Origin of the sequence: Streptomyces spongiicola, from assembly GCF_003122365.1 — a bacterium.
Lineage (GTDB): Bacteria > Actinomycetota > Actinomycetes > Streptomycetales > Streptomycetaceae > Streptomyces > Streptomyces spongiicola.
This window is the reverse complement of record NZ_CP029254.1, coordinates 2235076-2250381: the sequence shown is the minus strand read 5'-3', so window position 1 is coordinate 2250381 and position 15306 is coordinate 2235076. Positions and strand designations below refer to the sequence as shown.

The 15306-nt window shown below is 74.8% G+C and carries 6 protein-coding genes; 4 read left to right on the top strand and 2 right to left on the bottom strand.

The genetic code is table 11. The features are described 5' to 3' along the window. Positions 1-149 precede the first annotated feature (149 nt). The 3 genes from DDQ41_RS09685 (at position 150) to DDQ41_RS09675 (ending at position 8500) form a co-directional block, all read left to right on the top strand. Positions 150-2210, top strand: coding sequence for an endo-beta-N-acetylglucosaminidase (locus tag DDQ41_RS09685; RefSeq protein WP_109294129.1), 2061 nt, complete (start codon positions 150-152; stop codon positions 2208-2210). Positions 2211-2255: 45 nt separating this feature from the next. Next, the gene (locus DDQ41_RS09680; protein WP_109294128.1) at positions 2256-5327 is read left to right on the top strand and encodes an alpha-mannosidase; all 3072 of its coding nucleotides are present in this window, start codon (positions 2256-2258) and stop codon (positions 5325-5327) included. A gap of 503 nt (positions 5328-5830) precedes the next feature. Continuing rightward, positions 5831-8500: a SpoIIE family protein phosphatase/ATP-binding protein gene (locus DDQ41_RS09675; RefSeq protein WP_109294127.1), complete on the top strand. Its 2670-nt coding sequence runs from the start codon at positions 5831-5833 to the stop codon at positions 8498-8500. A gap of 307 nt (positions 8501-8807) precedes the next feature. Here the strand turns inward: DDQ41_RS09675 and DDQ41_RS09670 are convergent, their stop codons facing one another. Both DDQ41_RS09670 and DDQ41_RS09665 read right to left on the bottom strand, forming a co-directional pair. Then, positions 8808-11255 carry a SpoIIE family protein phosphatase gene (locus DDQ41_RS09670; RefSeq protein WP_109294126.1) on the bottom strand — a complete coding sequence of 816 codons (2448 nt, stop codon included), beginning with the start codon at positions 11253-11255 and terminating at the stop codon, positions 8808-8810. Between the two features lie 132 nt (positions 11256-11387). After that, positions 11388-13460, bottom strand: coding sequence for an ATP-binding SpoIIE family protein phosphatase (locus DDQ41_RS09665; RefSeq protein ID WP_109294125.1), 2073 nt, complete (start codon positions 13458-13460; stop codon positions 11388-11390). Positions 13461-13720: 260 nt separating this feature from the next. On the opposite strand from DDQ41_RS09665, the gene DDQ41_RS09660 reads away from it, so the two are divergent. Continuing rightward, on the top strand, positions 13721-15094 hold the full coding sequence (locus tag DDQ41_RS09660; RefSeq protein WP_262508410.1) for a hypothetical protein: 1374 nt from the start codon (positions 13721-13723) through the stop codon (positions 15092-15094). The last annotated feature ends 212 nt before the right edge of the window (positions 15095-15306 follow it).

The window sequence follows — 15306 nt, the reverse complement described above, 5'->3', positions numbered from 1 at the left end:
CCGGGCCGGACGCCCGGCCACGGGCTTCGGGCCACGGGACCTACCCTGGCCCGGCACCTGCCCGTACCGCCCCTGACCGTCCCGCCCGCAGCGGAGAGACCACTCCCGCACCGCACCGTCCCTCGCCGACCACCGACACGGAGCACACCATGACCCAGCCCATCGCCCCCCGCCGCCGCAGCGTGGTCATCGCGGGAATGGCGGGTGCCGCGGCCGCCCTCCTCCCCCCGGGGCGGGCCGCCGCCGCGCCGCTCGCCGGCGGCACCGCCGAGGCCGCGGCGACCGGGGACCTCCGGCCGTACGCCTCCTACTGGTTCCCCGACTCGCTGCCCGCCGGGACCCCCGGCGAGGGCGTCACCTGGCGCAGCCTCGGCACCTGGCGGGCCGAGGACGACCCGGACCTGCCCTTCAACACCGCGGCCGTGCCGCTGGCCGAGCGCTTCACACCCGTCCCGCCGAACCGCACCGCACGCACCGGCCAGGCCCGCGTCCAGTCGCTGGTCTCCTTCGGGCACACCTCCGGCAACCCCTCCCAGGGCGCGCCGACCGCCGACCACTACGCGCTGACGCACTGGGCGTACCTCGACGAACTCGTCTTCTGGGGCGGCTCGGCGGGGGAGGGCCTGATCCTGGCCCCGAACGCTCCCGTCGTGGACGCCGCCCACCGCAACGGCGTCCCCGTCCTCGGCACCGTGTTCCTGCCGCCCGTGCACTGGGGCGGCGACCTGCGGTGGACCCGCGACCTGGTGCGGCGCGACTCCCTGGGCCGCTTCCCCCTCGCCGCGAAGCTGGTCGAGGTCGCCACGGCCCACGGCTTCGACGGCTGGTTCGTCAACGCGGAGACGGAGGGCGGCGACGCGGCCCTCGGCGCCGAGATGCTCGCCTTCGTGCGGGACCTCAAGGCGCGCGGCGACTCCGCCGGGCTGCGCGTCACCTGGTACGACGCGATGACGGCCGGCGGCGCGGTGTCCTGGCAGGGCGCGCTCAACGAGCGGAACCAGGACTTCTTCCGGACCGCCGACTCGATGTTCGTGGACTTCCGCTGGACACCGTCCCGGCTCGCGTCCTCCGCGACCCGCGCGGCCGCGCTCGGTCGCAGCCGCTACGAGTTGTGGGCCGGGGTCGACGTCGAGGCGAACGGCTGGAACAAGACCGTCGACTGGGACGCGATCATCCCCCGCGACGGGGACCACGTCGTCTCCTACGGCTTCTACCGCCCCGAGTGGACCCGCAACCACCTCCCCGCCGGGCATACCCCGGGCCAGTTCCACGCCGCCGACGACCGCTTCTGGACCGGGCAGTCGCTCGACCCGTCCGTCCCGGACGGCGACGGCGGATGGCGCGCCCCGGCGACCGCCGTCGCCGACCGCTCCACCGTCACCGGACTGCCGTTCGCCACCACCTTCAACACCGGCCACGGACTGCGCTGGTACGAGGACGGCACCGTCACCTCCGGCAGCGAGTGGAACCACCTCGGCCTCCAGGACCGGCTGCCGGGCCGCCGATGGGTCGTACGGACCGAAGGCCGCCGCCCGGCCGTCTCCTTCGACTTCGCCGACGCCTGGCGCGGCGGCAGCAGCGTCCTGGTCGCCGGCCCGCTCGACGCGCCGGTGACGGTCGAGCTGTACGCGACCCGGCTGCCGCTCGGCCCCGGCACCGTCGTCGAGCTGGCCCACCGGGCGGACGAGGGCCCCGTCACCGTCGAACTCGCCGTCGCCACCCGGGAGCCGGACCAGCCCGGCGACCCGGTCCCGTACACCTACGTGCCCGCCGGGACCCTGCCCGGCGGCAGCGGCTGGACGACCGCGACCCTGCGGCTGAACGGCCTCTCGGGCGAGCTGCGCGGCCTCGGGGTCCGGCTCACCGGCGACGGCGCCGTGGCCTACCGGCTCGGCGGACTGGCGGTGCGGACCGAAACGGAATCGCCCGCCTCCCCGACCCGGCTCCTCGTCACCGGCAGCGCCACCACCGACGAGGGCACCGGGCTGCGGCTGCGCTGGACCGCGGCACCCGGCCCCCTGCGCCACTACGAACTGCACCGCGTCCTCCCCGACGGCACCAGGCGCTTCCTCGGCGGCACCTGCCAGACCGCGTACCACGTCCCCGGGCTGCGCCCGGAGCCGGGCGAACCGGCCCTGCGCATCGAGGTCCGCGCCGTCGGCGAGCTCTACACGGCCTCCGCGGCCGCCTCCGCCGTCCACCCCTGGTGACGGCCCGCACCCCCCGCACCCCGACCCCTTACGGAGCAGAACCCCATGCATGACGACCGCAGCCTGGTCGAGGCCCGACTCAAGCGCGTCCTCGACGAGCGCATCCGACCCGCCGTGTACTCCGCGTCCGTCCCGCTGGACGTGGCCGTGTGGAACGCCCCGGGCGAGCCCGTACCGGTCGCGGAGGGCCTGGCCGCCGACCCGACGCCGATCACGGTCGGCACGAGATGGGGCGCGCCGTGGGGGACCAGCTGGTTCCGGGTCACCGGGACCGTCCCCGAGGAATGGGCGGGCCGGACCGTCGAGGCGGTCCTCGACCTCGGCTTCGACGAGAACATGCCGGGGTTCCAGTGCGAAGGGCTCGTCTACCGGCCCGACGGCACCCCGGTGAAGGGGCTGAACCCCCGCAACCAGTGGGTCCGGATCGGGGCGCCCGCCGAGGGCGGCGAGGAGGTGCGGCTGCACATCGAGGCGGCGTCCAACCCGGTCATCCTCGACTACCACCCCTTCCTCCCCACCCCGCTGGGCGACAAGGAGACCGCGGGCAGCGAGCCGCAGTACCGGTTGGCCCGGATGGACCTCGCCGTCTTCGAGGAGAGCGTCTGGCAGCTGGTGATGGACCTCGAGGTGCTGGGCGAGCTGATGCCGGAACTCCCGGCGGAATCCGCCCGGCGCTCCGAGATCCTGCGGGCGGTGGGCCGGGCCCTGGACGCCGTCGACCTCCAGGACGTGCCCGGCACGGCCGCCGCCGCCCGGGCCTGCCTGGAGCAGGTGCTGGCCACCCCCGCCGAGCCCTCGGCGCACCGCATCAGCGCCGTCGGGCACGCGCACATCGACTCCGCCTGGCTGTGGCCGCTCCGGGAGACCGTACGCAAGGTCGCCCGCACCACCTCCAACATGACGGCCCTGCTGGAGGACGAACCGGACTTCGTCTTCGCCATGTCGCAGGCGCAGCAGTGGGCCTGGGTCAAGGAGCACCGGCCCGAGGTGTGGGCCAGGGTGAAGCAGGCCGTCGCCGACGGCCGGTTCGTGCCGGCGGGCGGCATGTGGGTCGAGTCCGACACCAACATGCCCGGCTCGGAGGCGATGGCCCGTCAGTTCGTGCACGGCAAGCGGTTCTTCCTGGACGAGTTCGGCATCGAGAACGACGAGGCCTGGCTCCCCGACACCTTCGGGTTCGCCGCGGGACTGCCCCAGATCATCAAGGCGGCCGGCTCCAAGTGGCTGCTCACCCAGAAGATCTCGTGGTCGCAGACGAACAGGTTCCCCCACCACACCTTCCGGTGGGAGGGCATCGACGGGACCCGGATCCTCACCCACTTCCCGCCGGTGGACACCTACAACTGCTCCATGAAGGGCAGCGAGATCGCGCACGCCGCGAGGAACTTCAAGGACAAGGGGGTCGCCCGTCACTCGCTGGCGCCGACCGGCTGGGGCGACGGAGGAGGCGGCACCACCCGGGAGATGGTGGCCAAGGCGGCCCGGATGCGGGACCTGGAGGGCGCGGCGACGGTGGTCTGGGAGACCCCGGAGGCGTTCTTCACCAAGGCCGAGGCCGAGTACGCCGATCCGCCGGTGTGGGTCGGGGAGCTGTACCTCGAACTGCACCGGGCCACGCTCACCAGCCAGGCGAGGACCAAGCAGGGCAACCGCCGCTCCGAGCACCTGCTGCGCGAGGCCGAGCTGTGGGCCGCGACGGCAGCGGTGCGGACCGGGTTCCGCTACCCGTACGAGCAGCTGGACCGGATCTGGAAGACGGTGCTGCTGCACCAGTTCCACGACATCCTCCCCGGCTCGTCCATCGCCTGGGTGCACCGCGAGGCCGAGAAGACGTACGCGGCGGTCGCCGACGAGCTGAACGCCGTCGTCGACGCCGCCCAGCGGGCACTCGCCGGGGACGGAACCGCCGAACTCGTCTTCAACCCGGCTCCGCACGCCCGGCACGGCGTCCCGGCGGGCGGCGCCGCCCGGCCGACCGGCGGCGCCGCGGCGCACCTGCGGCCGCGCGAGGGCGGCGGGTACGTCCTCGGCAACGGGCTGCTCAGGGTGGAGGTCGACGAACGCGGCCTCGTCGTCTCGGCGTACGACGTCGGCGCCGAACGCGAGGCGGTCGCGCCCGGTGCCGCCGCCAACCTGCTCCAGCTGCACCCCGACTTCCCGAACATGTGGGACGCCTGGGACGTGGACGAGTTCTACCGCAACACCGGCACGGACCTGGTCGAGGCCGACCTGGTGGAGCCCGCCGGAGGGCAGGGGAGCGCAGGCGTGGAGGACGGCACCGGCGTGGAGGAGGGCGCCGGCGTGGCCGCGGTGCGGATCGTGCGCTCCTTCGGGTCGTCCAGGGTGACCCAGGTGCTGTCGCTCGCCCCGGGCGCCAAGCGGCTCGACATCGACACCGAGGTCGACTGGCACGAGACCGAGAAGTTCCTCAAGCTGGCCTTCCCGCTCGACGTGCACGCCGAGCGCTACGCCTCCGAGACCCAGTTCGGCCACTTCCACCGCGCGACGCACACCAACACCAGCTGGGAGGCGGCCAAGTTCGAGGCCTGCAACCACCGCTTCGTCCACATCGGCGAGCCCGACTGGGGCGTCGCGCTGGTCAACGACTCCACGTACGGCCACGACGTGACCCGCACCGTCCGTGCCGCCGACTCCGGTACGACGACCACGCTCAGGGCGTCCCTGCTGCGCGCCCCGCGCTTCCCCGATCCGCAGACCGACCAGGGCGTCCACCGCTTCCGGCACGCTCTCGCGCCGGGCGCGGCGATCGGCGACGCGGTACGCGAGGGGTACCGCGTGAACCTCCCGGAGCGGCGGGTGACGGGTGCGGACACCGGCGTCGCACCACTGGTCGAGGTGGACGACGACGCCGTGGTGGTGACCGCGGTCAAGCTCGCGGACGACGGAAGCGGCGACGTGGTGGTCCGCTTCCACGAGTCCCGGGGCGGGCGCGCCCGCGCGACGCTGACGGCGGGCTTCCCGCTCGCCGCAGCGGTGGCGACGGACCTGCTCGAGCGTCCGCTGGCCCAGGGCAGCGCGATGGAGCGCACCGGCGACGCGGTGTCCCTGGCCCTCCGCCCGTTCGAACTCGTGACGCTGCGGCTGACCAGGGCCTGAGTCGGGCCCGGGGGGACGGGCCCGGGGGAGACGGGGGCCCGGAGCGGACCGGGGGCCCGGAGCGGAGCGGGGAGGGCGCCGGATCTGACAGGGGGCGGTCGCGAACCGGCGGCCGCCGCCGTCCGGCCGGGAGAGCGGGTGGCGGCGGCCGGGGGACCGCCGGCCCTGCTGTGAGGGAGCCGCTCCCGCCACGGGGCGGGACGGCACGCGGGGACGGCACGCGGGGACGGGGCGCGGGACGGGGCGCCGTCGCGGTGCAACGCGGGTGCACCGCGGTGCACCGCGGTGTACCCGCGGTATCCGGCCAGGCCGCCCGGGACCCCCGGCGGCCCGGGGGTCCCACCTGCCCTTCCCGACGGCCTCCGCGGCCGCTTCAGGGCTCCTCCGCGGCTCATCCGCGGCTTCCCCTCGGTTCTTCCGCGGGCCCTCCGCGGTTCCACCTCCGCTCCTCCGGTTGTCCCGAAGCGGTCGCCCGCCGTAGCCGCCCGGTGTTAGATAGGAGCATGGCCGGACTCTTCGGCCGCCTCCGCTCGACGATGAGCACGCGCACCGTCGCCAGTCAGGTGTTCGTCCTGCAGGTGACGGTCGCTTTGCTGCTCGTCGCCGCTGCCGTCGCCGCCCTGCTCGTGCAGGCCCGGTCGGGCGGGGAGCGGGAGGCGCGCAACCGGTCGGTCGCCGTCGCCGAGACGTACGCGACCGCGCCGGGCGTCAGGGAGGCCCTGCGCGGCCCCGACCCGAGCACGGCACTGCAGGACATGACGGAGACCGCGAGGGCGTCCTCGGACGTCGACTTCCTCGTGGTGATGGCCCCGGACGGCACCCTGCACACGCACCCGGACCCCGAGATGATCGACAGCAGATACCTCGGCACCATCGGCCCGGCGGCGGCCGGCGACAGGGTGACCGAGGACTTCGCCGGCATCCTCGGCCCCTCGATCCGCAGTGTCGCGCCCGTGACCGGCGAGGACGGCGAGGTGCTGGGGCTCGTGGCCGCCGGCATCACCGTCGAGCGGGCCGGCACGGCAGCCCGGGACCAGCTTCCCGTGCTGCTCGGTGCGGCCGCCTTCGCCATGGCCGTCGCCACCTCCGGGGCCGCGCTGATCAGCAGGCGCCTGCGGCACCAGACCCACGGCCTGGGTCCCGCCGAGATGACCAGGATGTACGAGCACCGCGACGCGGTCCTGCACGCCGTGCGGGAGGGCGTGCTGATCGTCGACGAGGACGGCCGGCTGGTGCTCGTCAACGACGAGGCACGACGCCTGCTCGAGCTGCCCCCGGACGCCCAGGGACGCCTCGTCCGCGACATCGCCATGGATCCCGAGATCACCCGGCTGCTGGAGTCCGGCCGCCCCGCCAGCGACGAGGTGCACGTCATCGAGCACCAGCTGGTCGCCGTGAACCAGCGCGCCATGAGTCCCCCGCCGGACGGCTCGGGCCCCTGCTGCGGCGCCGTCACCACCCTGCGGGACACCACCGAACTCCGGGCCCTCAGCGGCCGCGCCGACACCGTGCAGGGCCGGCTGCGGCTCGTCTACGACGCCGGCATGCGGATCGGTACCACCCTCGACGTGGTCCGCACCTCGCAGGAGCTGGCCGACTTCGCCGTCCCCCGGTTCGCCGACTTCGTCACCGTGGACCTCTCCGACCCCGTGCTCAGCGGGGACGAACCCGCGGAGTCCGGCACCGACATGCGCCGTGTCGCCTTTACCGGCGTCCGGGCCGACACCCCGCTCTACCCCTCGGGCCGGCTGATCCACTTCGTCAGCACCACCCCCCAGGCCGTCGCGTACGCCAGGGGCAAGACCATCCTCGAGGCCGACCTGCCCGCCTTCTCCGGATGGCAGGCACAGGAACCGGCCCGCGCCCGCAGGCTCGTCGACTACGGCATCCACTCCATGATCTCCGTCCCGCTGCGCGCCCGCGGCGTGACGATGGGCGTCGCCACGTTCTGGCGCTCCGGGAAACCGGAGCCCTTCGACGGCGACGACGTGTCGCTCGCCGAGGAACTGGTCGCCCGCGCCGCGGTGAACATCGACAACGCCCGCCGCTACACCCGGGAGCATGCGATGGCGGTCGCCCTGCAACGCAGCCTGCTGCCGCGGGTCCTGCCCGAGCAGACCGCCCTCGACGTGGCCTACCACTATCTGCCCGCCCAGGCGGGGCTGGGCGGCGTCGGCGGGGACTGGTTCGACGTGATCCCGCTCCCCGGCGCCCGGGTCGCCCTCGTCGTGGGGGATGTCGTCGGCCACGGTCTGCACGCCGCGGCGACCATGGGGCGGATGCGCACCGCCGTCCACAACTTCGCGTCCCTGGACCTTCCGCCCGACGAACTGCTGTGGCACATGGACGAACTGGTCTCGCGCATCGACCAGGACGACGACACCGACGGCTCGGTCACCGCGCTCACCGGCGCCACCTGCCTGTACGCCATCTACGACCCCACCTCCCGCGTGTGCACCGTGGCCCGCGCCGGACATCTGGAGCCCGTCATCGTGCACCCCGACGGCGAGGTCCGGTTCCCGGGTGTGCCGGCCGGGCCGCCGCTGGGCCTCGGCGGGCTCCCCTTCGAGTCCGCCGAACTGCACCTCTCCGAGGGCAGCAGCCTGGTGCTCTACACGGACGGTCTCGTCGAGGACCGCCACCGGGACATCGACGAGGGCCTGGAACTGCTGCGCCGCACGCTCGCCCAGGCCGGCGGGACGCCCGAGGAGACCTGCCGCGTGGTGCTGGACGCCCTGCTGCCGGAGCGGCCCCGTGACGACGTGGCCCTGGTCGTGGCCCGGACCCGGGTGCTGGACGGCAACCGCTCCGTCACCTGGGACGTGCCGGCCGAGCCCGCCGCGGTCGCCCGGGTCCGCGCGGAGGCCGCCGGGGCGCTGGAGGAGTGGGGACTGGCGGAGGAGGCGTTCACCACCGGGCTGATCCTCAGCGAGCTGGTCACCAACGCCATCCGCCACGCAGTCGGACCGATCGGGGTGCGGCTGATCCGCGACCGCTTCCTGATCTGCGAGGTGTCCGACGGCAGCAGCACCGCCCCCCATCTGCGCCGGGCCACGGCCACTGACGAGGGCGGCCGCGGACTGTTCCTCGTCTCCCAGTTCGCCGAGCGATGGGGTACCCGCTACACGGGCAGCGGCAAGGTCATCTGGACGGAGCAGCCGCTGTCCCGCTAGCCCGCCCCGGGTGGGCGTACGGCCTTCCGCCGGACCGCCGGACCGCCGGAGGCAGTTGGAAGGCGACCGGGAGGCGGCGGGGGATCGAGCACGCCGCACACGAGGCCGCAGCGCGGTGGGGTGCCCGGACGCCGCGGGCGACCGTGCCGCTGCTCGCTGCTCGCCGAACCGCCGCTCGACGTCCGCCCCGGTCCGGGCCGCCGCGGTCGCCGCGTCCCGGCCGCGTCGGCGGGCTCCGCTCCCGGCACCGGCACAGCACCGGCGTTCCGCACCGGCACGGCACCGGATTTCCGCCCCGGCGCCCGGCTCAGCCGGCCCGCGGAAGCCGCTCGCGCGGCGCCAGCGGGATCTCCGCCCACACCTGCTTGCCTCCGCTGAGCGGCACCGCCCCCCACGACGCCGTCGAGGCCTCGACGATGAGCAGCCCGCGGCCTCCGGTCGCCTCCCAGTCCTGGTCGGCCGGTTTGACGGGGCTGCGGGGAGAGGCGTCGTTCACCGCGATCCGTAGGCGGTCGGCGGACAGCGTCAGATCGAGCCGCACCTCGCCCTGCGTGTGCGCCACGGCGTTGGTGACCAGTTCGGACACGACCAGCAGGGCCCCGTCCAACTCCTCCTCCACACCCCAGGAGCGCAGGGTCCGGGCAGTGAAGCGGCGGGCGTGCATCACGGCGTTGGGCAGCCGCCACACCGTCCAGTGGGTCCGCATCGGCCGCACCCGGGTGCCGTCGTAGCGGAGCAGCAGCAGGGCCACGTCGTCGTCGCGCCGGTTGACGCCCACGACCAGCTCGTCGGCCACCCGGCCGGCGTCGGAGGGGTCGGCCGCGGCGAGGGTGTCGCACACCCGGCGCACACCCTCCTCCATCGACAGGGCGGCCGACTCCACCAGACCGTCCGTGACCAGCGTCAGCAGGGTGCCGGGCACCAGACCCGCCTCCGTCATCGGGTAGTCCTCGTCGGCGAGCACGCCCAGCGGGGGCCCGCCCTCGACCAGCAGCTCCTCGGTGCTGCCGTCGGGGTGGCGGACCACCGGATGCAGATGACCGGCCCGCACCAGGCGGGCGATGCCCTCCTCCATGTCGAGGTCCACATAGAGGCAGGTGGCGAACAGGTCGGTCTCCATGCCGACCAGCAGCCGGTTGGCGCGGGCCACCACCACGTCCGGCGGATGCCCCTCCACCGCGTACGCCCTGACGGCCGTGCGCATCTGCCCCATGATGGTCGCGGCGCCCGCGCTGTGCCCCTGCACATCCCCGATCACCAGTGCCACATGGCCGTCGGCGAGCGGAATGACGTCGTACCAGTCGCCCCCGACCTCCAGTCCCGCCGTGGCCGGCAGATAGCGGGCGACGGCCTCACCGCCGGGCAGCTCGGGCAGCTTCCTCGGCAGCAGGCTGCGCTGGAGCATGGTGGCCAGCTCGTGCCTCGCGTCCAGCGCGTGCGCCCGCATCAGGGCCTGCCCCACCAGGGCGGCGGTCGCGGTCAGCAGCGACCGCTCGTCCGGGTCGAACCGGTGCTCGGCGTCCCACCCGACCAGGCACACCCCCACCATGCGCCCGTCCGCGCGGAGCGGCAGCACCGCCAGGCCGCCGCGCCCGATCTCCGCCAGTCCCGGTTCGAGATCCGCACCCGCCGGCCACAGGCTCACATGCCCCTCGCGCAGCGCGCCCTCGAGCGTGGGCAGGTCGTGGATCGAGAGGTCCGGCCAGTCGGAGCGCCATTCGGAGCGCCAGACCGCGGGCCAGGCGTCGGGTTCCGGGGGGTCCAGGATGGTGACCACCAGCCGGTCGCCCTCCCGCTCGGCGACCGCGACCCGGCTCGCCCGCAGGGGGCCGTGGAGCGCGGCCACCACCAGCCGGCTGACCTCCCGGATGGTGCTCGCTCCCGCCAGCTTGGCCGACAGCCGCTGCACCACCGAGACCTCGTCGGCCGTGGGCCGCAGATACGCGGCGTCGGCCACCACGCCCAGCACCCGCTCCGGCGTCCCCTCGCCGTTCACCTCGACCCGGCTGCGCAGGCCGAGCCAGCGAAGCTCGCCACCGGGCCGGCGTATCCGGAAGGCCAGCTGCTCGGTGGCGGCGGACATCCGCCCCGGTTCGACGATCTGCATCAGCGCCGGGATGTCGTCGGGGACCGCGCTGGCCAGCAGGGTCTCCACCCGCCCGTCGAACTCCTCCGCGGGTATGCCGAGCAGCTCCAGCACATACGCGTGTGCCTCCATGCGGCCGGTGCTCAGCTCCAGGATGAACGCGCCACCCCGCGGGGGCACCAGGGCGGCCTGTACGAGCTGCGTCTGCGGCGGTGCGCGGCCCGGCACCCGGGCGGCGGCCGATTCCAGACCGGCGGCGACCTGGTCGGCGTACAGCTCCAGCAGCGCCCGGCGGTCGGTGCTGAAGCCCTCGGGGACGTCGCCCGCCACGATCAGGCAGCCCAGTTCGCCGGCACCCCGCCCCAGCGGCAGCGCCCCGAGCGATATCCGGGCCGTGGTCTCCACACCCTCCCCGCGGCGGCCGGGGAAGTGGTGGGGGTCGAGTTCCGCGTACGCCGCCAGTTCCTTCGGGTCGAGCCACAGCGGGCGGCCGGCGCGGAAGGCCTCGGCGGCGGGGGAGTGGCCCTCCACGGCGGTGATCGCCGGCAGGCCGTACAGCATCCCGCGGTCGCCGGTCAGCTCGGCGAGGTGGAGCTCGCGGCCCCCGCCGGCGAGGACGTAGACAGCGGCCAGCTCAGCCCCGCAGAACGCAAAGCGATGCCTGGTCACCGATTGTTCCGCCTCCTCGCGCGGGCAGCCGCCGAGGGCCGTCCTCCCTCCATGCTGTCCCGCCCGGGACCCGCCGGGCGAGTCAGGACGGAGGGCGGCGAACGCCCTCGGTCGCTCTGGTGTGCGTGGACACTACCGGGTGGGGCCGTGCCGGATCACCTGTTCCGACCAGATGGTCTTGCCGTCTCCGGTGGTCCGGGTGCCCCATCGGTCACTGAGCTGCATGACGATGAACAGTCCGCGGCCCCCTTCGTCCGTCTCGGTGGCATGGCGCATATGCGGTGAGGTGCTGCTGGTGTCCGACACCTCGCAGATCAGCGAGCGGTCGAGGATCACCCGCAGCCTGATCGGGCCCTGCCCGTAGCGGATCGCGTTGGACAGCAGCTCGCTGACGATCAGTTCGGTGCCGGAGACGGCGTCCGGCATCTCCCAGGCCTGGAGCTGGTGCTCGATCAGCCTGCGCGCGGTGGAGACGACGGAGGCGTCCCGGGGCAGCGTCCAGCTGGTGACCCGGTCGGGGGGCAGCGCGCGGGTCCGGGCGAGCAGCAGCACGGCGTCCTCCCGCGGCAGTCGCGGCACCAGTTCGTAGACCGCCGAGTCGCAGAGCCGGCCGAGGGACTCGTCGGGCTGGGCGAGGATCCGGTGCAGCCGCTCGAGGGACGTCGCCCCGTCCCGGCCGCCGCAGTTCATCAGGCCGCTCGTGTAGAGCGCCAGCAGGGTGGACTCCGGGAGCACGGTGGTCGCGGACGGGTAGCCGGCGCCGGCCGCGCCCAGCGGCGGCCCGTAGGGTACGTCGAACTCGAGCGCCGAGCCGTCCGGCCCCAGCATCACGGGGAGGGGATGGCCGGCCCGGGCGGCGGTGCACACCCGGGACACCGGGTCGTAGACGACGCAGACGCAGGTGGCGAGGTAGTCGTGCGTCGTCTCGTCGCCCTGGCCGACGGGCGAACGGGTCCGGGTGAGGAACGCGGCCGTCTCGTCGAGCCGGCTCAGCAGTTCGGCGGGCTCCAGGTCCTGCAGGGCGAGCGTCCGCAGGGCCGTGCGCAGCTGGCCCATGGTGGCGGCGGCCTCGATGCCGTGCCCGGCGACGTCGCCGACGACCAGGGCGGCCCTGGCGCCGGACAGCGGGATGACGTCGTACCAGTCGCCTCCGGCGCTCTCGGGGAGATACGCGCAGGCCGTGTCCACGGCGGTCAGCTCCGGCGGCCGCCCCGGCATCAGCCCCTGCTGGAGCGCCCTGGCCACGGTGCGTTCCCGGGCGAAACTGCACGCGTTGCCGAGGTGCAGGGCCGCCTTGGCCACCAGTTCCGCGGCAAGCGCGAGATCCCTGTCCTCGAACGGCTCGGGACGCGAGAAGCGGTACAGCGCCGCGACTCCCAGCACCGTCTCCCGCAGCGTCAGCGGCACCACGACGAGGGAGTGGACGCCCGCGGACACGATGGGGTCCCCTCGCGAGTGGTCGGCGCCCAGCCACGCGTCGCCCGCGTCGACGCCGGTGATCAGACGCGGCGTCAGGTCGTTCAGCACCTGGGAGTACGGGGTGTGGGGGCCGAAGGTGTTCAGTGCGCCCTTCGGCGGCCCCCGCTCGTCGCCGAGGACGGACCGGAAAGCGGCCCGGCGCAGCGGCGTGTCCGCGGGCACGGGACCGGGTTGCAGCGCCCGCCCCCGCAGCGCGTCGTCGAGGAGGTCCACCGCCGCCGCGTCGGCGAGCCCGGGGACGAGCACGTCCACGAGTTCCGCGGCCGTGCGGTACGCGTCGAGGCTGGTGCCGATGGACTCCCGGGCCGAGTTCAGCAGGGAGAGCCGCCCGAGGGCCGCCTCCCGTTCCGTGACGTCCTCGACGACGACCGCCAGGCCGATCGGCTCGCCGCCGGCCCCCTCCAGCCGGAACAGCGAGACCGAGACCGTCATGTCCCGGTCGGGGTCGGCCGGGGGCCTGCCGCTGAACAGGCGGTCGCGGACGACCGCGCCCGTGTGCAGCGCCTCCTCCGCCAGCGCGACGACCGGTTCGTCCGTGAGGCCGTCGACGAGTTCGGCCAGGGTCCTGCCCAGGATCCGCTCGGGAGGGACGCCGTGCACCCCGCGCGCGGCGCTGTTGAAGCGGACGACCCGCAGCTCGGCGTCACACAGGAACAGGCCGAACGGTGCCTGTGTGAAGAGTGCGTCGAGGATGGCCGACTCCCGTCGTGCGTCGTCTCCGTCCACATACCAACGATCGCCCCTGACGGGCCGGGGGCAACTCGGCACGTCCCGCGGCCGCCCGGGCCGGCACGGCCACCGGCCCGGGCGGCCGCGGCCCCGGGGCGCGGACGCACGGACGTGGCGGCCGCGCCCCGGGGGCGCCCGACCCGCCCGGGCGGGTCGGGCCTGCGGGTCGGGCCTCACCTGAGCGGCCTCTCCCGGCTCGCGCCCCACCGGCCCCCGGGGTCTGCTGTGGTCAGCCTGCCGACAGCGGAGGAGTGCGCATGCCGGACGGAACCACCGGCTCCGAGGGGCGCGACCTGGAGCAGCTGCGCGCCCGGATCGCGGCCCTGGAGGCGCGGGAGCAGCCCCCGTCCCGGCCGCCGCGGCACCGGGCGCGCTCGGCCCTCGCCGCGGTCCTGATCGTCCTCGGCTGCCTCCTCGCCCCGCTGAGCGCGGTCGCCGCCTGGGCCGACAGCGAGGTGGCCGACACCGACCGCTATGTCGCCACCGTCGCCCCGCTCGCCTCCGACCCCGCCGTGCAGGCCGCCGTCGCGGCCCGGGTCACGGACGTCGTGATGGAGAACATCGACATCCCCAAGCTGCTCGAGGAGGTGGCCCCGGCCGACCGCCCCCGGCTGGACGCCCTGATCGGCGGGGTCGGCGGCGCCCTGGAGAACGCCGTACGCAGCTTCGTCCAGGCGCGGGTCCAGGACGTCGTCGCCTCCGACGTCTTCCGGAGGATCTGGACCGAGGCGAACCGGGAGATCCACGCCGCGGTCGTCAAGGCCCTGACCGGCAGCGGCGGCGGCGCCATCGTGCTCACCGACAACGCGGTGCAGATCGACCTCGCGCCCGTGATCGAGGAGGTCAAGCAGCAACTGGTGAACGGGGGGCTCACCATCGCCGGGAACATCCCCGAGATCCACACCGACTTCACCGTCCTCCAGTCCGAGGACGTCGGCCGGGTCAAGACCGGGTTCCGGCTGCTCCAGCTCGCGGGCACCTGGCTGCCGGTCGTGGGCGTGGTGCTGATCGCCGCCGGGGTGCTCCTGGCCGCCCACCGCCGCAGGGCCCTGGTGGCGGCCGCGCTCGGGGTCGCCGTCGCGACCGCGCTGCTGGGCGTGGCGCTGACGGTCTTCCGGGTGACCTATCTGGACTCCCTCCCCCAGGGCGTGTCCCAGCCCGCGGCGGAGGCCGTGTACGACGCGCTCGTCCGCTTCCTGCGCAGCACGATCCGCAACATCGTGATGCTCGGCGTCGTCGTCGCCCTCGCCGCCTGGCTCACGGGGCCGGGACGGTACGCGGGTCTCGCCCGGCAGCTGTGGACCACGGGTATCGCCGCCACCCGGGCCACGGCGGACCGCGCGGGCCTGCGCACCGGCCCCGTGGGCCCCTGGGTCCGGCGGTACCGGACGTGGATCACCTGGGTGCTGGTCGCCGCCGCCGTGCTGGCGTACCTCTTCTGGACGTACCCCACCGCCTGGGTCGTCGTCGGGCTGGCCCTCGCGCTGCTCCTCGCGCTCGCCGTCGTGGAGTTCCTGGCCCAGGACACCGGCGTGGCCCAGGACACCGGCGTGGCCCCGGGGCCGGCGGACCGGGAGCCCTCGGCGGGGGGCGGCCCGCCGGGCACACCCCGCTCCCCGGGCACCCGCTGAGTGCCCGGCGGCCCCGCCGGCCGGCCCCGCTGGCAGGGGCCGCTCGGACGGGCCGCTCGGACGGGCCGCTCGGACGGGCCGCTCGGACGGGCCGCTCGGACGGGCTGCTCGGACGGGCCGCTCGGCCCGCCGGGTACCCGGGCTGGTCACCTGTTCCGCCCGGTCACCCACCTGGTCACCCACCTGGTCCGTTGTTCCGTTGTTCCGTTGGC

Coding starts and splice junctions, on each gene's coding strand:
- DDQ41_RS09685 (WP_109294129.1), top strand. CDS start 150: ATGACCCAGCCCATCGCCCCCCGCCGCCGCAGCGTGGTCATCGCGGGA.
- DDQ41_RS09680 (WP_109294128.1), top strand. CDS start 2,256: ATGCATGACGACCGCAGCCTGGTCGAGGCCCGACTCAAGCGCGTCCTC.
- DDQ41_RS09675 (WP_109294127.1), top strand. CDS start 5,831: ATGGCCGGACTCTTCGGCCGCCTCCGCTCGACGATGAGCACGCGCACC.
- DDQ41_RS09660 (WP_262508410.1), top strand. CDS start 13,721: ATGCCGGACGGAACCACCGGCTCCGAGGGGCGCGACCTGGAGCAGCTG.